This window comes from Nocardia sp. NPDC059180 (assembly GCF_042754945.1).
Lineage (GTDB): Bacteria > Actinomycetota > Actinomycetes > Mycobacteriales > Mycobacteriaceae > Nocardia.
Genome location: NZ_JBHZBU010000011.1, coordinates 125,230 through 145,590, shown reverse-complemented (window position 1 = coordinate 145,590; position 20,361 = coordinate 125,230). Strand labels below are relative to the sequence as shown.

Below are 20,361 nucleotides of genomic sequence, written 5' to 3'. Positions count from 1 at the left end.
CAATGACTGCATCGCGAAGCGATTCGGTGAGGGGCGGCGGTCGGGCGACGGGCGGGCCTACAGCGATTACCAATGTCCTGGTCGCCAACCGTGGTGAGATCGCGCGCCGGGTGTTCGCCACCTGCCGCCGGATGGGCATCGCGACCACCGCGGTGTACTCCGACGCCGATGCGGCCGCGCCACATGTGGCCGAGGCCGATGCCGCCATCCGGCTGCCCGGCAACACACCCGGCGAGACCTACCTGCGTGGCGAGCTGATCATCGAGGCCGCGCACGCGGCAGGCGCCGACGCCATCCATCCCGGCTACGGATTCCTGTCCGAGAACGCCGAATTCGCGCGCGCCGTGCTGGACGCCGGATTGGTGTGGATCGGTCCGCCGGTGGCCGCCATCGAGCAGATGGGTTCGAAGGTCGAATCCAAGAAGATGATGGACGCCGCCGGGGTGCCGGTACTGGCCGAACTGGACCCGGCCGAGGTCACCGACGCGCATCTGCCGGTGCTGATCAAGGCCTCCGCCGGTGGTGGCGGCCGCGGTATGCGCGTGGTGCGTGAGCTGAGCGAGCTGTCCGGGCAGATCGAGGCGGCGCGGCGCGAGGCCGAATCGGCGTTCGGTGATCCGACGGTGTTCTGCGAGCGGTACCTGGAGACCGGACGGCATATCGAGGTCCAGGTCATGTCCGATACCGCGGGCACCACGTGGGCGGTGGGCGAGCGTGAATGCTCGATTCAGCGTCGTCATCAGAAAGTGGTGGAGGAAGCGCCGTCGCCGCTGGTGGAGAAGGTCGACGGGATGCGGGATCGCTTGTTTGAAGCGGCACGGCTCGCGGCCGGGGCGATCGGCTATGAGGGTGCGGGCACGGTCGAATTCCTGGCCGATGAGAAGGGCGAGTTCTTCTTCCTGGAGATGAACACCCGGCTCCAGGTGGAGCATCCGGTCACCGAGCAGACCACTGGACTCGACCTGGTCCGGTTGCAGTTGCAGGTCGCCTCCGGTCTGCCGCTGCCTGCTACCCAGCCGGCCAAGCGCGGGCATTCGATCGAGGTCCGGCTCTATGCCGAGGACCCTTCGCACGATTGGCAGCCGCAGAGCGGGCCGGTGCACAAGCTCGACATCCCGTTCACCGCCGGTGAATTCACCGTGCTCGAGCACAGCGGCGTGCGGCTGGACACGGGGGTTGTCGACGGTTCGGTGGTCGGCGTGCATTACGACCCGATGCTTGCCAAGGTCATCTCCTATGCCGAAACCCGTGCCGAAGCCGCGCATCTGCTGGCTACGGCCTTGCAGCGAGCCAAGATCCATGGTCTGGTCACCAACCGCGATTTGCTCGTGCGGGTGCTGCGGCATCCGGCATTCATTGCCGGCGACACCGATACCGCCTTCTTCGCCACTCATGGACTCGACGCGTTGTCCGCACCGCTGACCAGCGAGTCCGATGAGGCGCTGTCGATCGTTGCCGCCGCGCTCGCGGACGCGGCAGCCAACCGGCGCGCCGCCCGTGCCGATCGCGGAATCCCGAGCGGCTGGCGCAATCTCGCCTCCGCACCACAGACCAAGTCCTACGAGAGCCGCACCAGCGGCACTCACGAGGTGCGCTACCGCTTCACCCGGACGGGTGTGCAGGTCGAAGGCCATGAGGGTCTCGAGCTGGTCGATCTCACGCCGGATCGAGTGGTGCTGAGTGTGCCAGGTGCGCGCGGACCGGTGCGCAGGCAGTTCGAGATCGCGCGCTACGACGATCTGGTCTGCGTAGATTCGCCGCTAGGTCCGGTCGCGGTCCGCAGGCTGCCGCGTTTCACCGATCCGGCCGATCAGGTGGCCGCCGGTTCGCTGCTCGCGCCCATGCCGGGCAGCGTGATCCGGCTCGGCGCCGCGGCCGGTGACCAGGTCAAACTTGGTCAGCCCATCCTGTGGCTGGAGGCGATGAAGATGGAACACACCATTGTCGCCCCTGCCACCGGTGTCCTCACTGCCCTCAATGTCACCGTCGGCCAGCAGGTCGAGGTCGGCGCCGTGCTCGCCGTGGTGGACGAGCCCTCGGAAAATCAGGAGTAACCATGAGCTTCATCGAATCCGAAGAGCGCAAGGAACTGCGGGCCGCGGTCGCCGCGCTCGCCTCGAAGTACAACTATCGCGACTACGTGCTGCCGAAGGCACGCGCCAACGAGCCGCTGGACGAACTGTGGGCGGAGGCGGGCAAGCTCGGCTTCCTCGGCGTCAACCTGCCCGAGGAGTTCGGCGGCGGTGGCGCGGGCATGTACGAGCTGGCGCTGGTGATGGAGGAACTGGCCGCCCAGGGTGCGGGCCTGCTGCTCATGGTGGTCTCGCCGGCCATCTGCGGCACCATCATCACCAAATACGGCACCGACGAGCAGAAGGCGTCCTGGTTGCCCAAGCTCTCCGACGGCACCGGCAAGATGGTCTTCGGCATCACCGAGCCCGACGCAGGCTCCAACTCGCACCAGATCACCACCACCGCCCGCCGCGATGGTGACGACTGGATCCTCAACGGCCGCAAGATCTTCATCTCCGGTGTCGACCAGGCCGAGGCCGTGCTGATCGTGTCCCGCACCGAGGATCACAAGACCGGCAAGCTCAAGCCCGCTCTGTTCATCGTCCCGACCGATGCTCCCGGCTTCATCAAGACGCCGCAGGAGATGGACATCATCGAGCCGGACCACCAGTTCACGCTGTTCCTCGACGACGTCCGGCTGCCCGCCGACGCCCTCGTCGGCAAGGAAGACGCGGCGCTGATGCAGCTGTTCGCCGGGTTGAACCCCGAGCGCATCATGGGCGCCGCGATGGCCGTCGGTATGGGCCGCTACGCGATCGACCGGGCCGTCGAATACGCCAAGGAGCGCACGGTCTGGAAGACGCCGATCGGTGCCCACCAGGGCATCGCGCATCCGCTTGCGCAGGTGAAGATCGAGCTCGAACAGGCCAAGCTGATGATGCAGAAGGCCGCCACCCTCTACGACGCCGGTGACGAGATGGGCGCCGCCGAGGCCGCGAACATGGCCAAGTACGCGGCGGGCGAGGCCAGCATCAAGGCCCTCGACCAGGCGATCCAGACCCACGGCGGTGCCGGCCTGACTCGCGAGTACGGCCTGGCGGCCATGCTCGGTGCCGCCAGGATCGCCCGCATCGCGCCGGTGAGCCGGGAAATGATCCTCAACTTCGTCGCCCAGCACTCGCTGGGTCTGCCGAAGTCCTACTGAGCGCGACCTGGCCCCGCGTCGTTGGGTGCGGGGCCACGGTCGGAGTCCGGAATGGAGATTCGGATGAGTGAGTGCAGCGGGCGAGCATTCAACACAGTCGAGGCCTCGGTTGTTTCGACGCCGAGTGCCGGAGAGGTGCAGGCATGAGTGAGACAACCGAGGCGCCGTTCGTGCGTTATGAGGTCGCCGACGGGTTCGCGACACTGACCTTCGATTCACCGCACAATCGCAATGCGCTCTCGTCCAAGCTGGTTCGGGAGCTGCTCGCCGGAATCGACGCCGCCGTCACCGATCCCACGGTGCGAGGCATCGTGCTCACCCACACCGGCAACACATTCTGCGCCGGTGCGGACCTGAGCGAGGCCGCCAACTCCGACCCCGCCACCGCGGCCGATCAGCGCACCCGCCAGATGATCGACGTGCTGCGCGCGCTGGCAGCGGCGCCGAAACCGGTGATCGCCCAGATCGACGGCAATGTCCGGGCCGGCGGCATGGGCATCATCGCCGCCTGCGATCTGGTGGTGGCGGGTCCGTCGAGCAGCTTCGCGCTCACCGAGGTCCGCATCGGCATGGCGCCGTTCATGATCTCGTTGACCCTGCTGCCCAAGCTCGATCAGCGTGCGGCCAGTCGCTACTACCTCACCGGTGAGAAGTTCGATACCGCCGTGGCGCAGGAGATCGGACTCATCACCATCGCCGCCGACGATGCCGCGGCCGAGGTCAAGCGGCTGTGCGGTGAGCTGCGCAAAGGATCCCCGCAGGCGCTGGCCGAGTCCAAGAAATTGGTCAACGCGCAGCTGCTCGCCGGGTTCGACGCCCAGGCCGGGGAACTGGCCGAGCGCTCGGGCAGCTTCTTCGGCACCCCCGAGGTGATCGAGGGCATGACGGCCTTCCTGCAGAAGCGCCCGCCGAGCTGGGCACAATAAGCCCATGGCGACACCCCACGAACCGAAGCAGGACCGCAGCCGGGCCACCCGGCAGCGGCTGCTCGAGGCGACCATCGACTGCCTGGCCGAGATGGGCTGGGCAGCTGCGACGGTGGCCGTTGTCGCCGAACGCGCGGGGGTGTCGCGTGGCGCGGCCCAGCACCATTTCCCTACCCGGGAAGACCTGATCACGGCGGCCCTGGCGTACATGTTCGACACCAGGACCGAGCAGGCCAAGGTGGAGGCGGAGACACTGGCCGCCACCGCGGTCGGCGTCGGGCGGACCGAGGCCGTGGTGGCCGGGCTGGTGGAGTCCTACACAAGCCCGCTGTTCAAGGCGGCACTCCAGGTATGGACCCACGCCGCCGCCGACCCGGCGCTCCGCGAACGCATCGTCCCGCTGGAAGCCCGCTTCGGCCGGATTTCGCATCGTCGCGCGGTAGAGGCTCTTGGCGTCGACGACGCCGATCCGGTAGCCCACCACCTCGTCCAGGCCACCTTGGATATGGCGCGTGGGCTCGGCCTTGCCGATGTGCTGACCGACGACTCCTCGCGGCGTAAGCAGATCGTTCATCAGTGGGCGGTGACGTTGCATACCGCGCTCGACGGCACGCGCTAGCCGTGCGTGGCGGCTCGGAATTCGAGCGCGATCTGGGGCATACGAGTGTTGAGCTTCTGACGAACGTGGGAGGAAGTGCCATCCGTTGTGACGCGTCGGAGTCTGCGGCGTCAGTAGTTTGCGATACCGCACAATCTTGCGAAACCGCACGTCCACGGCTGTTAACGTCGGCGACGGAGGTGTCAGATGAGCGGGGAGCTCGATGTCGACGTTCTGATCGTCGGTTCCGGGTTCGGTGGCAGCGTCACCGCGTTGCGGCTGGTCGAAAAGGGCTATCGGGTCGGCGTGCTGGAGGCAGGCCGCCGGTTCGCCGATGCCGAATTCGCCGCGACCAACTGGGATATGCGCCGCTATCTGTGGGCGCCCAAGCTCGGCTGCTATGGCATCCAGCGCATTCACCGATTGCGTGACTGTTTCATCCTGGCCGGTGCGGGCGTCGGCGGTGGTTCGCTCAACTACGCCAACACCCTCTACAAGCCGGGCCCCGCGTTCTTCGCCGATCAGCAGTGGGCCGATATCGCCGACTGGGATGACGAGCTCGGCCCGTTCTACGAGCAGGCGAAGAAAATGCTCGGCGTGGTGCAGAACCCGCATATGACACCCGCCGACGACATCATCCAATCGGTGGCCGCCGATATGGGGGCGGGCGAGACCTTCGTGCGCACGCCTGTCGGGGTGTATTTCGGGGAGCCGGGCAAGACCGTCGCCGACCCGTATTTCGGTGGTGCCGGACCGGATCGCACCGGTTGTATCGAATGCGGTGAATGTATGACCGGATGCCGCCACGGCGCGAAGAACACCCTGGTCAAGAACTATCTCGGTCTCGCAGAGCAGGCGGGTGCGCAGGTACATCCGATGACGACGGTGACCGCGATCCGGCCGCAGCCCGACGGCACCTGGCTGGTCGACACTCACCGCACCGGATCCTGGACCCGCCGCGGCAGCCGCACCTTCAGTGCCGGGCGGGTGGTCCTGGCCGCCGGAACCTGGGGAACCCAGCGGCTGCTGTTCAAGATGCGCGACACCGGTGTGCTCCCCGAACTGTCGACTCGGCTCGGCGTGCTGACCCGCACCAATTCCGAAGCCATCCTCGGTGCCGGACGCACCGAGATCGACCCGGATATGGACATCACCCGAGGCGTCGCCATCACCTCGTCGTTCCACCCCACGCCCGACACCCACGTCGAGCCCGTCCGCTACGGCAAGGGCTCCAATGCCATGGGTCTGTTGCAGACCTACCTCATCGACGGGGGCCACCGGATTCCGCCGTGGGTCCGGGTCCTGCCGCTGGCGTTGAAGCAGCCGATCCGCACAGCCCGCCTGCTGCGCACCCGTCAGTGGAGCGAACGCACCCTGATCCTGCTGGTCATGCAGTCGCTGGACAATTCGATCACCACCTACACCCGGCGTGGACTGTTCGGCCGCAAGTTCGCCAGCAAACAGGGCTACGGCGAACCGAACCCCACCTGGATCCCCGCAGGCCACGAAGCCACCCGCCGCGTCGCCGAGAAACTCGGCGCCACCGCGGGCAGCACCTGGCCCGATCTGTTCGACGTTCCGATGACCGCCCACTTCATCGGCGGCTGCGCCATCGGCGCGGACCCCGACCACGGCGTCATCGACTCCTACCACCGGGTCTTCGGCTATCCGACCCTCAGCGTCGTCGACGGCGCCGCTATCTCCGCCAACCTCGGGGTCAACCCCTCGCTGACCATCGCCGCCCAAGCCGAGCGCGCGGCGGCACTCTGGCCGAACAAGGGCGAAGCCGACACCCGCCCGCCGATGGGCGCCCCGCATCGGCGTATCCCGCCGGTGTCGCCTGTGCGCCCGGTGGTTCCGGCCGACGCACCCGCGGCGCTGCGCTTACCGATCGTCGGCTTCGGCCCGCAGCCTGCTCCCGAGCGGGGTGAGGTAGGGGCCTGAGTCTTCGGCGCGAGCAGATGCTCGGTCCCGCTAGGCGAACAGTGTCGGCTCGGTTGTGGAATCCAGCACCCATTGCCGATACCCCGGATGCGCCTGTGTCACCGGAACGGCGAGCACCTGTGGGGTCTCATCGGCATGCTCGGCATCGGCGCGTTCGATGATCGCGCTCACCAGCGAGCGACGGGTATGCAGGATCACCAGTGCTTCGCCGGTTGCGTGCACCGCGTCGTTCCAGCGATAGATCGAGCGCACGCCGGAGATGATGTTCCCGCAGGCGGCGAGCCGCTCGGTGACCAGCCGCCGGGTGAATTCGGCAAGCCATTCGGTGTCACCAGCGGTGATCGATACGTCAACGATTTCCTCGGCCATGACAGCAAGTGTCCCTCGAGCTCATTCGGCGGTGAGCGCAGCTGTTCAGACCAGGTACGGCACCAGGGCTTTTCGATCCCGTGGATAGTCCGCGAACTTCTCTCGATACCACCGATGCGTGGCGAAGGCGCGGGGTACCAGATTGCCTGCGGTGATCAGGAAGATCACCACACCGGCCAACGACCAGGTGAGCAGCGCGAAGCCGGCCCAGGCGATCAGTTCGCCGAGATAGGCCGGGCTGCTGACGAATCGGAAGCCGCCGCCGAAGGGGACGCGGTATTCGGTGGAGCCGGGGTTGTCCTTGTCTCGCAGATTGCGCACGATCCACTCGGACCGAACCAATAGCGTGAATCCGCCCAGATACACGACTACGCCTATGAGGAACCGTGGGTCGGTCAACCATTCGGTCCCGTACTGGTTCAGGTAGTCCTGGCTGAAGAACGACCCGTTGAGGTAGCCGTGCATCGCGGTGACGAAGACGCCGGCTGCCAGCACGGAAACATTGAAACTGCTTCGTTTGCCTGGCACCTGCCGTATGGACAGTGGGAAGAACCAGCCGCGATTGGCGTAGTGCAGCAGCCAGATTCCCGCCAGCACCATCGAGGTCGGCTCGAAGCGATTCGGTCCGGCCAGGTAGAACACCGCGAATACGACGGTGGCCGGGATCTCCATCAACCACCAGCCGAGTTTCGGATTGAGGTTGAACCCGATATTGGTCGATGCGAATCGCCCGTACGGGCTCTGCATGAACAGGCCGCCCACGATAACGAACGCTGCGAAGGCGAACGCGATCGTCAGCACAGTGTCATACGCGGTGTTTCCGGTGTACCAATCCATCGGAGGTCCTCGGTGTTCGGGGTCGACTCTGCCGGCGGAAGGTACCGGACGGTTTCACAGAAACTAGAACAAGTTCTAGTTTCTGTCGAGGGTGTGCTGTCGGGATCTCCTCATGCTCCGGCTCGCGGCCGGCCGGTTGGCGAGCCGACGGGCACGTCAGGCAGTGATCGCCCGGTGAGTACCATCCCGGTTGTGGTGAGACGCGGTGGCCGGGGTGCAGGGGAGGTTCCTGGGCGGCGGGTCGATGCGCGGACCGAGCGGTGGCGCGAGCATCGGGTCAAGGTGCGGGCGGAGTTCGTCGACGCGGCGTTCGAGGCGTTGGGGACGTTCGGGCCCGAGGTCAGTATGGGGGAGATCGCGAAGGCTGCTGGGGCGGCGAAACCGAAGCTCTATCGGCATTTCGCGGATAAGGCCGATCTGTACGACGCGATCGTGGATCGGATGCGTGATCTGCTGTGGGAGCGGATCGTCGACGGTGTCGACCTGACCAACGATCCGGTGCGTGAGCTGATCCGTCGCGGTGCGAACGAGTACGTGGCGGTGGTGACCCAGCATCCCAACGTGTTCCGCTTCATCTTGAACGGGCACTTCGCGCAGCGCCAGGACAGTTCACCGGAATCGCCGCGCTCGCTGCAGTCGGCGCGGCAAGCGGCCAGGCAGGTCGCGGATCTGTTCATGGGTTCGGTGGCCGATCGCCCGATCGACCCGAACGGTGTCGAGTTGGTGATCTATTCGGTGTTCGGTGCGGTGGCCTCGGCCACGGACTGGTGGCTCGGCGCCAACCGCCGCGAGGACCCGATGCCTGTCGAGCGCTTCGTCGCCTACCTCACCGAGATGATCTCGGCATTGGTCCGCGCGGACGCCCGGCTCAGCGGGTTCACCATCGATGCCGATCAGCCATTGCACCTCGCCTTCACGGCGGGCTGAGCGGCCCCCACGCTTCCGCTCTGCCTCCGCAGCCGCCCCCATTGTCTGCCGCTTACACACGAACCACGTTGTTCTCGCTGTGCCGCGCCATTGAGGCCAACGGTGCTTGCGACGACCTCAGTATGCGCCGACCCACCGACAAAAACGGGTCACGACAGGCCCGTGGACTGCAAACGCCACAGCGGTGACACCGGGCCGTGGCCTTTGCCCAGGTCATAGGAGGCGGCCAAGCAGCGGCGGGTCCATTCCTTGGCGAATTCGAAGGCGTCGGGCACCGAATAGCCGTGCGCGAGGGCGCAGGCGAGGGCCGCGGCGAGGGTGTCGCCGCCGCCGTGGTCGTTGCCGGTGTCGATGCGTGGTGCGCTGAACTCGAGGAAGCGTTCGCCGTCGAAGAGCAGGTCTGTGCTGTTTTCCGAGGACCGCAGGTGCCCGCCCTTGACCACCGCCCAGCGCGGTCCGAGCGCGTGCAGGGCTTCGGCTGCCCGGCGGGCGCTGGCGTCGTCGGTGACCTCGACGCCGGTGATGAGCCGCACCTCGTCGAGGTTCGGGGTGACGATCGTGGCGATCGGGAACAGGGTGTTGCGCACGGCGTCGAGCGCCTCTTCGTGCAGCAGCGGATCGCCGTGCATGGAGGCGGCGACCGGGTCGACCACCAGCGGCACCTCGCCGTCACGCCCGATCCCGACCTCCCGGCAGACCTCCGCCACGGCCTCGATGATCGCGGTCGAGGCCAGCATTCCGGTCTTGGCCGCCCCCACACCGATATCCCCGACCACCGACCGCACCTGATCGGCCACGATCTGCGGCGGAATCTCGTGGAACCCACTCACCCCCACCGAGTTCTGCACCGTCACCGCGGCCACCGCGACACACGCGTGCACCCCGCACAACGCCATAGTGCGCGAGTCCGCCTGAATCCCGGCCCCGCCCCCAGAATCCGTTCCGGCGATGGTGAGCGCCCGAACCGGCGTCTGACCACTGGGTACCAAGGGCAGCAATTCCACGTGCTCACCTTATCGGGCGCGGCCCGGGCGATTTGTGCCGTCGGCTCGAGCGCCACCGGAGCATGAGCAGCCCGACCGGGTGGGCGATATCAGGAGTGGTCGGCTGTGACCTGATCACCCAAGGTGATGACCACCAAAGGTAACGGCCGCGACACTTTCGACTGGAAGTCGGCCAGCAACGGGTTCTCGCGGAGGACCCAGGTGGCGAACTCGTCGTAGCGTTCGCCTTCGAGGGCTTCGGCGGTGGCGCGGTAGGTGGTGGTGCCGAGTTCTACTGTCACTTCGGGGTTTGCTCGGACGTTGTGGTACCACGCCGGGTAGCGGTCCTCGATGAAAGAGCTGACGTAGAGGGTGTTGCCGCGGTAGAGGGCGCCGAGGACTACCAGGTGCGGGCGTCCGCTTTTGGCGCCGGTGGTGGTGAGCAACATCAGGGTGGCTTCGGCGTAGTCGCCGCCGACCTTTCCGGCGTTCGCGCGGAACTCTCGGATGACGTCGTCGTTCCAAGTGGCGATTTCGTCGGGGGAGTACTCCCGGTTCCATGGGGCGTCGGGGTCGTCGTAGGTGTCGATGGCTTTGGTGGGCTCTGCGGGGCTACCGGATTCGGCCATGGCGGCAGTATGGCAGCGGGGACCGACAGAAATGGTGAATCGGGTTGGGCTCGAATCCGGTTCAGCGCACCGTCTGGTCGATCAGGCGGCGGGCCGCGCGGTCGGTGCGGTCGACGTCGCTGGTGATGAGGCGGTCCTGGAGGATCCCGCGGAGACCGGAGATCAGGATGGTGGCGACGACTTCCGGATCGTCGACGACGTCAATGGTGCGCAGGGCGTCGGTGAGGGTGACGACGAAGATTGCGATGGCGTCGTTGGCATAGGCGGCGTAGGGCCCGTGCTGGGCGCAGGCGGCGCCGATCACCTGGGTCATCGCCCTGACGCTGGTAACGCCGTCACCGGAGGTGCTCGCCATCCAGAATTCCCATAGCCGCTCACGCAACGCTTCGGCGTCGGTGACATCGGCAAACACGGTGGCGATATCGGGCCGCTGCGTGGCCAGCGCCTGGACCAGCAGATTTTCCTTGGTGCCGAAGTAGTAGATCAGCATGCGCGAGCTGGTGCCGAGTTCGGCGGCCAAGGGGCGCAGCGAGAGATCGGCGAGGCCGTGTTCGGAGATATAACGCACCACAGCGGCCAGCAGTTCGGTGCGTTTGGCGTGGTCGAGTGGGCGGGCCATGTCTTGACTGTAGCGATCGGTACAGGTATCCATGACATCGTGGATGTAACAGTCGCTTCAGAAACTCCGAAATCGACGGACGGTGTGGTCATGACGGCCTACGCCGCCACCACGTCACTGGCCGGTGATATGGATGCGACCTGGTCGGAGCTGCTGCTCGGCCACACCGGCATCGGCCTGCTCGACGACGAGTTCGCCGCCGGACTCCCGGTGCGTATCGGCGGCAAGCTGACCGAGAACCCGGCCGACGAACTGACCAGGGTCGAGCAGCGCAGGCATTCGTATGTGGAGCAATTGGCGCTCGTGCTCGGCCGGCGCGTGTGGCGGGAGGCCGGGGCGCCGGAAGTAGAAGGCGAGCGGCTCGCGGTTGTCATCGGGACCGGGTTGGGCGGCGGTGATGCCCTGATCGACGCGGTGGACGCGATGCGTGCGGGTGGCTATCGGAAAGTGGCGCCGATGACGGTGCCGATGGTCATGCCGAACGGCCCGGCTGCCGCGGTGAGCCTCGAAATCGGTGCGAGGGCAGGGGTTTACGCTCCGGTGTCAGCGTGTTCATCCGGCTCGGAAGCCATCGCGCACGCCTGGCGGTTGATCCGCACGGGCGAGGCGGACGTGGTCGTCGCCGGTGGTGTGGAGGGGCATATTCACGCCGTGCCTATCGCGAGCTTCGCCATGATGCGGGCCATGAGCACGCGCAACGATGAACCCGAACGCGCGTCACGTCCGTTCGACCGGGACCGTGACGGTTTCGTCTTCGGCGAGGCCGGAGCGCTGGTCGTCCTCGAATCCGAACGGCATGCGCGGGCCAGGGGTGCGCGCATTCATGCCCGCATCCTCGGTGCGGGTATCACCTCGGACGCCTATCACATCGTCGCTTCAGAGCCGGAGGGGAACGGCGCCGCCCGAGCCATGCAGAAGGCCATCGACACTGCGGGACTGGCGAATTCGGATATCCAGCACGTCAACGCGCACGCCACCTCGACGTCGATCGGCGACGCCTCCGAGGGCAATGCGATCACCGCTGTGACTCCGTCGGCTTCGATCTATGCTCCGAAATCGGCGCTCGGGCATTCGATCGGCGCGGTCGGCGCGCTCGAAACCGTCATCACCGCCCTCACACTGCGCGAACAGGTCGTCCCGCCGACGCTCAATCTGGAAAATCCGGACGTCGACCTCGATATCGTCGCCGGTGCGCCACGTCCCCAAACCATCGACTACGCCCTCACCAACTCCTTCGGGTTCGGCGGGCACAATGTCGCACTGGCGCTCGGCCGGGCGTAAGGGCGCAACATCCGTAGACGCCCGCGTATGTTCACGAGACCTCAGGCCATGGAGCGTCTCGCTCACAGTTGATGTACTGGATTCACCAACGAAACAACAGCTTTCGAGAATTCAGGAGAACATCATGCGAATCGCCATCTTCGGAGCCACCGGAACACTCGGCCGCCACGTCGTCGAGCGTGGGCTGGCGCAGGGCCACGAGGTCACTATTCTCACTCGCGACGCGACGCGGGTCGGCCAGAAACATGAGCGGCTGCGTGTGATCGAGGGCGATGTACTCGATCCGGCCGCCGTCGAGCAGGTAGTCGCCGGACAGGAGGCGGTATTGGTTTCGCTCGGCAACGGCCGCAAGGGAGTGGTGCGGGCCGAGGGGGCGCGCGTCATCATGGCGGCGATGCAGCGGAACGGGGTGAAACGGCTGATCTGCCAATCCACGCTCGGCGTCGGCGACAGCAGCGGGAATCTGAACTTCCTCTGGAAGTACGTCATATTCGGCATGCTGCTGCGTCCGGCCTTCGCCGACAGTGTCCATCAGGAGAAGTACGTGCAGGCCAGCGACCTCGACTGGACCATCGTCCGCCCGAGCGCCTTCACCGACGGCCCGGCCACCGGCAGCTACCGGCGCGGCTTCCCGGCCACCGAAACCGGCTTGGCGCTGAAGATCTCCCGCGCCGACATCGCCGACTTCATGCTGGAACAGCTCATCGACCGCACCTACGTGCACCGCGCTGCGGCCATCTCGAACTGATGGCGAACGATCACCTGCTGGTACGCGGCTGCCAGCGCCAAGCGAACTCACCCGGCTGCGGTGCCGGGCCGGGGAGTTCGCCGACGCCGGCCATGCCGTCTACCAGCAGGGAGAGCACTCGCCGACGTAATTGGGTGGTGCGTTCGGGTTCGGGCGTGCTGACGGCAGCGCAGGCGTCCAGCACGAGTCCGAGGTCCAGGTCGGTCACTTCGGAGCGAAGCCGGCCGGTGGCGTGGGCCCGCCGCACCAGTTCCGTCGTCAGCTCACCGGAGCGCTGTACGTCGGGCACGATCGAATCGTCTGGCGTGAAGGCTCCCGCCAGGCGCACCGTGAGTGAATGGACATCGGCGTCCACCACTCGCTCCAGAAAGCCGACCAGTCCTCGCCATCCGTCCGAATCCTCGAGGGCCGCTTCCGCTTCAGCGTTGTAGCGGCGCAGGCCGTCGTAGCAGAGCGTCCGAAGAAGTACGTCTTTGCTCGGATAGCGGCGATAGAGCGCGCTGATTCCGACGCCCGCGCGCTCGGCGACGGCGGAGATGGGTGCGCCGGCATCGGCGAGGAACACCGCCCGAGCGGCGTCGAGGATGATGCCGTCATTGCGGGCGGCCTGGGCTTTGCGGCCGGGCAGGGCCTTGTCCTGCGGCTCGTCGGAGGTCTTCGGCATGGACTCAGATTAGCACTTGAAACGGAATGTTCCGTTCTGATAGCTTGAAACAGAACAAAGCATTCCGTTCCAAACCGCAAGGAGTCCGTTATGACCGTCCGCCCGTTCACTGCCGATATCCCCCAGGCCCGTCTCGACGACCTGGCCGATCGGCTGCAGCGCGCGCTGTGGCCGGATGAACTGCCCGGCGTCGGCGATTCCTACGGTGTGCCCGGAGACCGGGTGCGCGCCCTGGCCGAGTACTGGCTGGAGAAGTTCGATTGGCGTGCGGTGGAGGCGCGGCTCAATGCCTATCCGCAGTTCATCGCCGATATCGACGGCGAGAGCATCCACTTCCTGCACATCCGCTCGCAGCGCCCGGACGCGCTGCCGGTAATCCTCACCCACGGCTGGCCGGGGTCGGTCCTGGAGTACCTCGATCTCATCGAACCGCTGACCGCACCGGAATCGGATGACGCGCCGGCCTTCCATGTGGTGATCCCATCAGTGCCCGGCTTCGGATTCTCCGGCCCGACCCGCAGCACCGGCTGGAACGTCCAGCGGACCGCCCGCGCCTGGGTGGAGCTGATGGATCAGCTCGGCTACGACAAGTTCGGCGCGATCGGCAACGACGGTGGCTCGATGATCTCGCCGGAGATCGGCAGGCTGGTGCCCGACCGCGTGGTGGGTGTTCATGTGACGCAGCTGTTCTCGTTCCCGTCGGGCGACCCGGCGGAATTCGACGGCATCTCAGCCGATGATCTGGCGGCTCTGGAGCACCTGAAGTGGTTCCAGGACAACAAGATGGCGTTCAACCTGTTCTGCAGCCAGCAACCACAGACACTGGCCTACGCGCTGGCGGATTCCCCGCTCGGGCTCCTCGGGTGGAACGCGCAGCTGTTCGGCGAGGGGCTGGACGAGGAGTTCGTCATCGCCAATATCGCGCTGTACTGGCTGACCGGCACCGGCCCCACCTCGATCCGGTTCTATTACGAGCAAGCCCATGCGACCGAGCATCCGTCGGAGCCGACCAAGACTCCGACCGCGCTCGCCATGTTCAAGGGCGACTTCCAGTCGATGCGCCGGTTCGCCGAACGCGATCACCGCAACATCGTGAGCTGGAGCTCCTATGACGTCGGCTCGGTCGTCGGCGGGCCCAACGACGCCGCCGGACATTTCGCCGCGCACGAAGCGCCGGAGGTGCTGGTGGGCGATATCCGGCAGTTCTTCGCGCAGGTGAGATGAGCCGGCGGGACCACGCCCCGATCGGTCGGTGCTCGAGTACCGACCGATCAGGGCTGCGATTCAGAGGGCGATGCAGGCGGAACCGGTGTTGATCCCGTTGCCGACGCCGCCGACGTCCTGCCGCATCTGGGTCGTCGCCCCTGGTTGGAAGGCGTAGATGTAGGTGATGCCGGTCCTGGACGGGGTCCAGGTCACTCTGGCTTCATTATTGGAGGGCATCGCCTCGGCGAATCCGGTGGGGCCCTGGCCTTCTTCGAAGAAGTAGACCGGCTTGGTGTTGTCGTCCACGGTGACCGCCACGGTGTAGGAGCAGGTGGTCGCGTAGCGATGGGTGCCCACAGTCGCCGAGGGGTGGATGCCGATGCTCTTGACCGTCGCCGAGGCGGGCGGTGCGACCACAGCGGTAACGCTCGCTACCACTCCCAGTGCGGCTGCGCCGAGAGCGAGACGAAACGCTTTGGGTGACCGTCGAGTGCGCGTCATTGTGTATGAATCTCCTTTGTGGACCCGGAACCTCGTGTCCCGGATATCGAGTTCGGACGAATTCGGCTCGTCGGAATGAGCAGTCGGCCGGACGGCCCAGCCGCCCTTCAGAAAATCGAGGACGGCGCAGAATATGTTCGTCGACGAGGAACCCGTTGTTACGTCAAAGATTCCGGGTTCGGTGTCCCCGACCAGGCCGCGTCCGGCAGTAGGTTCGCGGTGAGCGCGACGGTGGCCGTCGCGGCGACGAGGTCGGCGAGTTCCGGTGCGTAGGCGGGGTCTTCGTCGAGCACGATCAGCCATGCGTACAGCGGGCCGAGCAGCAGTGCCTGCACGAGCCCCACGTCCGGGCGGCGAGTCAGTTCGCCGCGGGTGATCGCACGGTCGAGCAATGTCGTGATGATGCCGCGTTCCACGGTCAGGAACGTCGCCTCGAAGCGGGCGCGCAGCTCGGGGTCGGCGCGGATATCGGCGAGCAGACCCGGCAGGGTACCGGCGCCCGAGCCCCGCACCTGCGCGGCGATCTGCTCGGTGAGCGCACGCAGATCGCCCCGCAGTGTCCCGGTGTCGGCGGGTGATTCTTCCCGCATGTCGTGGAGCAGGACCGCGAAGGTCATCTCCTGCTTGGTGGCATAGCGGCGGTAGATCGCGGCCGTGCTCACCCCGGCGTGCGCCGCGACGGCGTCGACGGTCAAGCCCGCGTATCCACGCTCGTCGATCAAGGCATGCACGGCCTCGGCGATCGATGTGTCCACCCGCTGCTCGCGGGGGCGCCCGCTCGCTCGTTTCGCCGTCGCCATGCGGGAATCATATGAAAACCTTAGTTTCGATAGCAAGAGTCTCGTAACTTGCCTGCGATGACGGTCGTCATGATCGCTCGGTCCTGCCCCGTCGAGGATGGCGTGACCTCGTCCTACCCGGCCAAGCGTCGTGCGCCCTCACCGAGCATCTTGCGGCACCAGCTCGATTCCGCCGCCGGGCGATCAGGCGTGCTCATGCAGTTCGCCCCAGGCTGGGAACGGGTCGGAGTAGGTGGCCCAGGTCTGTGGCCCTGCCTCCAGCTCGGCATCGGTGAGCAGGGCGTGATCGAGTAGCACGCGGATGTGGTCACGGTTGAGCTTGATCCCGATGAAGACGATCTCCTGGCCCGCCGGAACCTCGAGCGACGTCCACCAGGCGGCCGGCTCGAACACCAGATTCGGACCGGCCTGCGACCAGATGGCGGCAAGCTTCGGCCGACTGGCGATCCAGCAGAAACCCTTGCTGCGCAACAGTCCGCGCAGTTGTTCGAGCGCGTCGGACAACCGCTGCGGATGGAACGGGCGGTCGGCGGTGTAGGTGAGGCTGCTGATGCCGTACTCCTCGGTTTCGGGCACATGCCCGCCCGCCAATTCCTCCTCCCAGCCTTCGGTCGAGGCGGCGGCGACCGGGTCGTAGCGGCCGGTGTCGAGCACCTCGCTCAGCTCGACGATGCCGTGGCGCGTCCGTAAGACCCTGGCGCGCGGATTCATTCGCCGCACCGCAGCCTCGACCGCGCCCGCGGCGCCCTCGCTCACCAGATCGGTCTTGTTGACCAACAGCACATCCGCGAACTCGACCTGATCGGCCAGCAGGTCGGCGATGCCGCGCTCGTCGCCCTCGGCCGCCTGTAGATTCCGTTCGGCGAGTGCCTGGCCGCGGGCGATCTCGGCGAGGAAGGTCGACGCGTCGACGACGGTCACCATGGTGTCGAGCCGGGCGATCGAGCCGAGGGTGAAACCGTCCTCGAACTCCCAATCGAAGGTCGCCGCGACCGGCATCGGCTCGGAGATGCCGGTCGATTCGATGACCAGCTGGTCGAAGCGCCCCTCCCGCGCCAGCCGGGCGACCACCTCGATGAGGTCCTCGCGCAGGGTGCAGCAGATGCAGCCGTTGGTCAGCTCGACCAGCTTCTCCTCGGTGCGATCGAGATGGCCCTGGCCTGCTACCAGCGCCGCATCGATGTTGACCTCGCTCATATCGTTGACGATCACCGCGACGCGGCGGCCGTCGCGGTTGGCCAGGATGTGGTTGAGCAGGGTGGTCTTGCCTGCGCCGAGGAACCCGGACAGCACGGTTACGGGGAGTTGCGGTGGAGTCGAGATGGTCATCTACAAATGATAACCATTTTCATTAATGCCGGATTGCGTGAGGGTGATCGATTCACCGTGAGCGCAACCCTGTCGGCGACCCGCTCGCGCCCCGCATCATGCACGAATGCTCATGGAGAGGCGCAAGGTGCCCGCCGAGCGGCGGACCCCGCTGTACCGACGCCCGGGGTTCCTGCGTGCCCTCGCCCCGCTCGCGCTGCTGCTGCTCTGGCAGATCGCCAGCACCAGCGGCTGGATCTCGGCCAAGAAGCTGCCCGCGCCGTCGGTGGTGCTCGATGCTGGTCTGGAGATCTATCGGTCCGGTCAACTCGGCGAGGCGCTGCTGGTGTCGGGGGAGCGGGCGCTGTTCGGCTTCCTGCTCGGCGCGGTGCTCGCGTTGGTGCTCGGTATTGTCGCCGGGCTCAGCAAGGTCGGCGAATACACACTGGATCCGCCGCTGCAGATGCTGCGCACCATTCCCTTGTTCGGCCTGATCCCGCTGTTCATCATCTGGTTCGGGATCGGCGAGGAGCCGAAGATCTACCTGATCGCGCTCGGCGTCTTCTGCCCGCTGTACCTGAACACCTTCGCAGGCATCCGCCAGCTCGACCCGAAGTTGCTGGAACTGGGCCGCACCCTCCAGCTCACCCTGGCCGAGCGGTTGCGGCTGCTCATCGTGCCGGGCGCGCTGCCACAGATTCTGGTCGGTGTGCGGCAGAGCCTCGGCATCGCCTGGCTGTCGCTGATCGTCGCCGAACAGATCAATGCCAGCGCAGGGCTCGGCTTCGTGATCAACAATGCCCGCGAGTTCCTGCGGACCGACATCGTCATCTTCGGCCTGATCATCTACAGCCTGCTCGGGCTGGCCACCGACTCGATCGTGCGCGCACTCGAACATCGCGCCCTGCGCTGGCGCCCATCCCTCGACCGAGGAATTCGCCGATGACCATCACCGAGACCACGACGCCAACCACGTCAGCCGCGCGAATCACCGGACTCGGCAAGAGTTTCGGCGGGAATGCCGTCCTCGATGGCATCGACGTCGATATCGCGGCGGGCGAGATCGTCGCGCTGGTCGGCCGCAGCGGCTCCGGCAAGTCGACGCTGCTGCGCATCATCGGCGGATTGGAGCGCGCCGATCGCGGTGCGGTGACCGTCGACGCGCAGCCGACCATCGTCTTCCAGGAAGCGCGGCTCATCCCGTGGCTGCCGGTGGTGCGCAATGTCGCGCTCGGGCGGCCGCGTCCACGACGCCGCCGCGACGACGAAACCACCGCCCGCGAACTGCTCGAGCAGGTCAACCTGCGCGAACGCGCCGATGCCTGGCCGCTCACCCTCTCCGGTGGCGAGGCCCAGCGCGTCGCATTGGCCAGGGCGTTGGTCGCCCATCCCACCCTGCTGCTGCTCGACGAACCGTTCGGCGCCCTCGACGCGCTGACCCGGCTTGCCATGCACGATCTGCTGCTGCGGCTGCATGCCGAGCTCGGATTCGGCGTCCTGCTCGTCACCCACGATGTCGGCGAGGCGGTGGCCCTTGCCGACCGGGTGCTGGTGCTGGACAACGGCCGCATCGCCGAGGACTTGCGCGTCGATCTGCCGCGTCCGCGCGCGCATTCCTCGCCCGAGGCCGCCGAGTTCGTCACGCGGTTGCTGGCGCTGCTCGGGGTCGCCGCGTGACCCCGTCAGGGCCCGGCGGCGGCGAAGCGTCACCACGGCTGGCCCCGGGTGGAGGCGCATTTCAGCAGAGCCTGACCTCATCTTTTCGATACAGCAGGAAAGCAGTTCTCGTGAAACGACTCTCGATATCCCGTCTCGCCGGTGTGGCCATGGTCGCCGCCGCTGTGTTCGCCACCGCCGCATGCGGCGACGAGGCTGCGCCCACGCCGAGTGGTCCGGTCGACCTCAACACGGTGACGTTGAAAGTCGGTGATCAGAAGGCGATTTCGATCGAGGTGCTGATGCGGGCGTCGGGTCAGCTGGAGAATCTGCCGTACAAGATCGAGTTCTCCACCTTCACCGCCGGTCCGCCGTTGATCGAGGCGGCGGGCGCGGGTGGCATCGATCTGGCGCAGACGGGCAACACCCCGGTGATCTTCGGTGCCGCCGCGAATGCGGATATCAAGATCGTCGGCGCGCTGGCAGCGACAGGTAAGGGCGATGCGATCCTCGTCGGCAAGGACTCGACGATCGGTTCGGTCGCCGATCTGAAAGGTAAGAAGGTCGCGGTCACCAAGGGCAGTTCGGCCAACGCGAACCTGCTGCTGCAACTGCAGAAAGCCGGTCTGGGCCTCGACGATGTCGAACCGATCTACCTCGCCCCTGCCGACGGCTACGCCTCGCTGACCCGCGGCGATGTCGATGCTTGGGCAGTGTGGGACCCCTACACCGCGATCGCGGAAAAGGAAGTGGGCGCCAAATCCATTGCCTCGGCCGACCAAGCGGCCAACGGCTATAACTTCTGGGTCGCCTCGAATCAGTCCGTCGGCGATGCCGGAAAATCGGCGGCAATCCGTGACTTCTTCACCCGCTATGCGGCGGCCACAAAGTGGTCCTCCGACAATCTGGACCTGTGGTCGTCCAAATACGCCGAACTGACCTCGATCCCGGTCGACGCTTCCCGCATCACCTGGACCCGCTCGATCAAGGAGCCGGTCGCCCTCGACGATCAGGTGGTGGCCTCCGAACAGGAGATCGCAGACGCGTTCACCGAGGCGGGTGCGATCCCCGGCAAAGTCACGTTCAGCGATTTCGTCGACAACCGGTTCGACCAGCAGTAGAACAGAATCCGGCGGTGGCAGCCGAAC

General features: G+C 66.4%; 21 protein-coding genes. 12 read left to right on the top strand and 9 right to left on the bottom strand.

Going from position 1 to position 20,361, the window contains the following annotated elements; translation table 11 throughout:
- Positions 1-2 precede the first annotated feature (2 nt).
- The 5 genes from ACFXNW_RS27805 to ACFXNW_RS27785 all read left to right on the top strand — a co-directional run bounded on the left by ACFXNW_RS27805 (position 3) and on the right by ACFXNW_RS27785 (position 6,685).
- On the top strand, positions 3-2,054 hold the full coding sequence (locus ACFXNW_RS27805) for an acetyl/propionyl/methylcrotonyl-CoA carboxylase subunit alpha (protein ID WP_379420750.1): 2,052 nt from the start codon (positions 3-5) through the stop codon (positions 2,052-2,054).
- 2 nt (positions 2,055-2,056) lie between these two features.
- Positions 2,057-3,217: an acyl-CoA dehydrogenase family protein gene (locus ACFXNW_RS27800; protein ID WP_379420749.1), complete on the top strand. Its 1,161-nt coding sequence runs from the start codon at positions 2,057-2,059 to the stop codon at positions 3,215-3,217.
- Between the two features lie 143 nt (positions 3,218-3,360).
- Positions 3,361-4,143 (top strand): enoyl-CoA hydratase family protein, encoded by a 783-nt coding sequence (locus ACFXNW_RS27795; RefSeq protein ID WP_379420748.1) that lies wholly within the window; start codon positions 3,361-3,363, stop codon positions 4,141-4,143.
- Between the two features lie 4 nt (positions 4,144-4,147).
- The gene (locus tag ACFXNW_RS27790; RefSeq protein WP_379420747.1) at positions 4,148-4,762 is read left to right on the top strand and encodes a TetR/AcrR family transcriptional regulator; all 615 of its coding nucleotides are present in this window, start codon (positions 4,148-4,150) and stop codon (positions 4,760-4,762) included.
- 186 nt (positions 4,763-4,948) lie between these two features.
- The gene (locus tag ACFXNW_RS27785) at positions 4,949-6,685 is read left to right on the top strand and encodes a GMC oxidoreductase (protein WP_379420746.1); all 1,737 of its coding nucleotides are present in this window, start codon (positions 4,949-4,951) and stop codon (positions 6,683-6,685) included.
- Between the two features lie 30 nt (positions 6,686-6,715).
- Here the strand turns inward: ACFXNW_RS27785 and cutA are convergent, their stop codons facing one another.
- Entirely contained in the window at positions 6,716-7,054 is a 339-nt protein-coding gene (gene cutA, locus ACFXNW_RS27780) for a divalent-cation tolerance protein CutA (protein WP_379420745.1), read from the bottom strand.
- A 45-nt stretch (positions 7,055-7,099) separates the two neighbouring features.
- Positions 7,100-7,891 carry a 3-oxo-5-alpha-steroid 4-dehydrogenase gene (locus ACFXNW_RS27775; RefSeq protein ID WP_379420744.1) on the bottom strand — a complete coding sequence of 264 codons (792 nt, stop codon included), beginning with the start codon at positions 7,889-7,891 and terminating at the stop codon, positions 7,100-7,102.
- Between the two features lie 192 nt (positions 7,892-8,083).
- On the opposite strand from ACFXNW_RS27775, the gene ACFXNW_RS27770 reads away from it, so the two are divergent.
- The gene (locus ACFXNW_RS27770) at positions 8,084-8,818 is read left to right on the top strand and encodes a TetR/AcrR family transcriptional regulator (protein ID WP_379420743.1); all 735 of its coding nucleotides are present in this window, start codon (positions 8,084-8,086) and stop codon (positions 8,816-8,818) included.
- Positions 8,819-8,967: 149 nt separating this feature from the next.
- On the opposite strand, the gene thiD is transcribed toward ACFXNW_RS27770, so the two are convergent.
- From thiD to ACFXNW_RS27755, 3 genes are all read right to left on the bottom strand, one after another.
- Positions 8,968-9,822: a bifunctional hydroxymethylpyrimidine kinase/phosphomethylpyrimidine kinase gene (thiD, locus tag ACFXNW_RS27765; RefSeq protein WP_379420742.1), complete on the bottom strand. Its 855-nt coding sequence runs from the start codon at positions 9,820-9,822 to the stop codon at positions 8,968-8,970.
- Between the two features lie 89 nt (positions 9,823-9,911).
- Positions 9,912-10,430: a nitroreductase/quinone reductase family protein gene (locus tag ACFXNW_RS27760; protein ID WP_379420741.1), complete on the bottom strand. Its 519-nt coding sequence runs from the start codon at positions 10,428-10,430 to the stop codon at positions 9,912-9,914.
- A 61-nt stretch (positions 10,431-10,491) separates the two neighbouring features.
- Complete coding sequence (locus tag ACFXNW_RS27755) at positions 10,492-11,049, bottom strand: TetR/AcrR family transcriptional regulator (protein WP_379420740.1); 558 nt, start codon at positions 11,047-11,049, stop codon at positions 10,492-10,494.
- 39 nt (positions 11,050-11,088) lie between these two features.
- Here ACFXNW_RS27755 and ACFXNW_RS27750 point away from each other — a divergent pair, with 39 nt between their 5' ends.
- Together ACFXNW_RS27750 and ACFXNW_RS27745 are read left to right on the top strand one after the other, a co-directional pair.
- Positions 11,089-12,330 carry a KasA/KasB family beta-ketoacyl-ACP synthase gene (locus ACFXNW_RS27750; protein ID WP_379420739.1) on the top strand — a complete coding sequence of 414 codons (1,242 nt, stop codon included), beginning with the start codon at positions 11,089-11,091 and terminating at the stop codon, positions 12,328-12,330.
- 124 nt (positions 12,331-12,454) lie between these two features.
- Positions 12,455-13,078, top strand: a complete 624-nt coding sequence (locus tag ACFXNW_RS27745) for an NAD(P)-dependent oxidoreductase (protein ID WP_379420738.1) — start codon at positions 12,455-12,457, stop codon at positions 13,076-13,078.
- Positions 13,079-13,088: 10 nt separating this feature from the next.
- On the opposite strand, the gene ACFXNW_RS27740 is transcribed toward ACFXNW_RS27745, so the two are convergent.
- Positions 13,089-13,742, bottom strand: a complete 654-nt coding sequence (locus ACFXNW_RS27740; RefSeq protein ID WP_379420737.1) for a TetR/AcrR family transcriptional regulator — start codon at positions 13,740-13,742, stop codon at positions 13,089-13,091.
- 90 nt (positions 13,743-13,832) lie between these two features.
- Here ACFXNW_RS27740 and ACFXNW_RS27735 point away from each other — a divergent pair, with 90 nt between their 5' ends.
- Entirely contained in the window at positions 13,833-14,966 is a 1,134-nt protein-coding gene (locus tag ACFXNW_RS27735; RefSeq protein ID WP_379420736.1) for an epoxide hydrolase family protein, read from the top strand.
- Between the two features lie 60 nt (positions 14,967-15,026).
- On the opposite strand, the gene ACFXNW_RS27730 is transcribed toward ACFXNW_RS27735, so the two are convergent.
- From ACFXNW_RS27730 to ACFXNW_RS27720, 3 genes are all read right to left on the bottom strand, one after another.
- A complete protein-coding gene (locus tag ACFXNW_RS27730; protein ID WP_379420735.1) occupies positions 15,027-15,449 on the bottom strand; it encodes a hypothetical protein in 423 nt (140 codons plus the stop codon).
- Positions 15,450-15,607: 158 nt separating this feature from the next.
- On the bottom strand, positions 15,608-16,249 hold the full coding sequence (locus ACFXNW_RS27725) for a TetR/AcrR family transcriptional regulator (RefSeq protein ID WP_379420734.1): 642 nt from the start codon (positions 16,247-16,249) through the stop codon (positions 15,608-15,610).
- Positions 16,250-16,432: 183 nt separating this feature from the next.
- Entirely contained in the window at positions 16,433-17,578 is a 1,146-nt protein-coding gene (locus ACFXNW_RS27720) for a GTP-binding protein (RefSeq protein ID WP_379420733.1), read from the bottom strand.
- Between the two features lie 112 nt (positions 17,579-17,690).
- Between ACFXNW_RS27720 and ACFXNW_RS27715 the strand changes: the two genes are divergently transcribed.
- The 3 genes from ACFXNW_RS27715 to ACFXNW_RS27705 all read left to right on the top strand — a co-directional run bounded on the left by ACFXNW_RS27715 (position 17,691) and on the right by ACFXNW_RS27705 (position 20,334).
- A complete protein-coding gene (locus ACFXNW_RS27715) occupies positions 17,691-18,503 on the top strand; it encodes an ABC transporter permease (RefSeq protein WP_379420843.1) in 813 nt (270 codons plus the stop codon).
- Positions 18,500-19,234, top strand: a complete 735-nt coding sequence (locus tag ACFXNW_RS27710; protein WP_379420732.1) for an ABC transporter ATP-binding protein — start codon at positions 18,500-18,502, stop codon at positions 19,232-19,234. Before ACFXNW_RS27715 ends, ACFXNW_RS27710 begins: the two co-directional genes overlap by 4 nt.
- Before the next feature lie 149 nt (positions 19,235-19,383).
- Positions 19,384-20,334 carry an ABC transporter substrate-binding protein gene (locus ACFXNW_RS27705; protein ID WP_379420842.1) on the top strand — a complete coding sequence of 317 codons (951 nt, stop codon included), beginning with the start codon at positions 19,384-19,386 and terminating at the stop codon, positions 20,332-20,334.
- Positions 20,335-20,361 lie beyond the last annotated feature (27 nt).

Excerpts from the sequence above, each read along its gene's own strand:
- ACFXNW_RS27715 (WP_379420843.1), top strand. The coding sequence starts at position 17,691 with ATGGAGAGGCGCAAGGTGCCCGCCGAGCGGCGGACCCCGCTGTACCGA.
- ACFXNW_RS27785 (WP_379420746.1), top strand. The coding sequence starts at position 4,949 with ATGAGCGGGGAGCTCGATGTCGACGTTCTGATCGTCGGTTCCGGGTTC.
- ACFXNW_RS27755 (WP_379420740.1), bottom strand. The coding sequence starts at position 11,049 with ATGGCCCGCCCACTCGACCACGCCAAACGCACCGAACTGCTGGCCGCT.
- ACFXNW_RS27735 (WP_379420736.1), top strand. The coding sequence starts at position 13,833 with ATGACCGTCCGCCCGTTCACTGCCGATATCCCCCAGGCCCGTCTCGAC.
- ACFXNW_RS27710 (WP_379420732.1), top strand. The coding sequence starts at position 18,500 with ATGACCATCACCGAGACCACGACGCCAACCACGTCAGCCGCGCGAATC.
- ACFXNW_RS27725 (WP_379420734.1), bottom strand. The coding sequence starts at position 16,249 with ATGGCGACGGCGAAACGAGCGAGCGGGCGCCCCCGCGAGCAGCGGGTG.
- cutA (WP_379420745.1), bottom strand. The coding sequence starts at position 7,054 with ATGGCCGAGGAAATCGTTGACGTATCGATCACCGCTGGTGACACCGAA.
- ACFXNW_RS27745 (WP_379420738.1), top strand. The coding sequence starts at position 12,455 with ATGCGAATCGCCATCTTCGGAGCCACCGGAACACTCGGCCGCCACGTC.
- ACFXNW_RS27805 (WP_379420750.1), top strand. The coding sequence starts at position 3 with ATGACTGCATCGCGAAGCGATTCGGTGAGGGGCGGCGGTCGGGCGACG.
- ACFXNW_RS27800 (WP_379420749.1), top strand. The coding sequence starts at position 2,057 with ATGAGCTTCATCGAATCCGAAGAGCGCAAGGAACTGCGGGCCGCGGTC.
- ACFXNW_RS27775 (WP_379420744.1), bottom strand. The coding sequence starts at position 7,891 with ATGGATTGGTACACCGGAAACACCGCGTATGACACTGTGCTGACGATC.
- ACFXNW_RS27705 (WP_379420842.1), top strand. The coding sequence starts at position 19,384 with ATGGTCGCCGCCGCTGTGTTCGCCACCGCCGCATGCGGCGACGAGGCT.
- ACFXNW_RS27720 (WP_379420733.1), bottom strand. The coding sequence starts at position 17,578 with ATGACCATCTCGACTCCACCGCAACTCCCCGTAACCGTGCTGTCCGGG.
- ACFXNW_RS27790 (WP_379420747.1), top strand. The coding sequence starts at position 4,148 with ATGGCGACACCCCACGAACCGAAGCAGGACCGCAGCCGGGCCACCCGG.
- ACFXNW_RS27760 (WP_379420741.1), bottom strand. The coding sequence starts at position 10,430 with ATGGCCGAATCCGGTAGCCCCGCAGAGCCCACCAAAGCCATCGACACC.
- ACFXNW_RS27740 (WP_379420737.1), bottom strand. The coding sequence starts at position 13,742 with ATGCCGAAGACCTCCGACGAGCCGCAGGACAAGGCCCTGCCCGGCCGC.
- ACFXNW_RS27795 (WP_379420748.1), top strand. The coding sequence starts at position 3,361 with ATGAGTGAGACAACCGAGGCGCCGTTCGTGCGTTATGAGGTCGCCGAC.
- ACFXNW_RS27730 (WP_379420735.1), bottom strand. The coding sequence starts at position 15,449 with ATGACGCGCACTCGACGGTCACCCAAAGCGTTTCGTCTCGCTCTCGGC.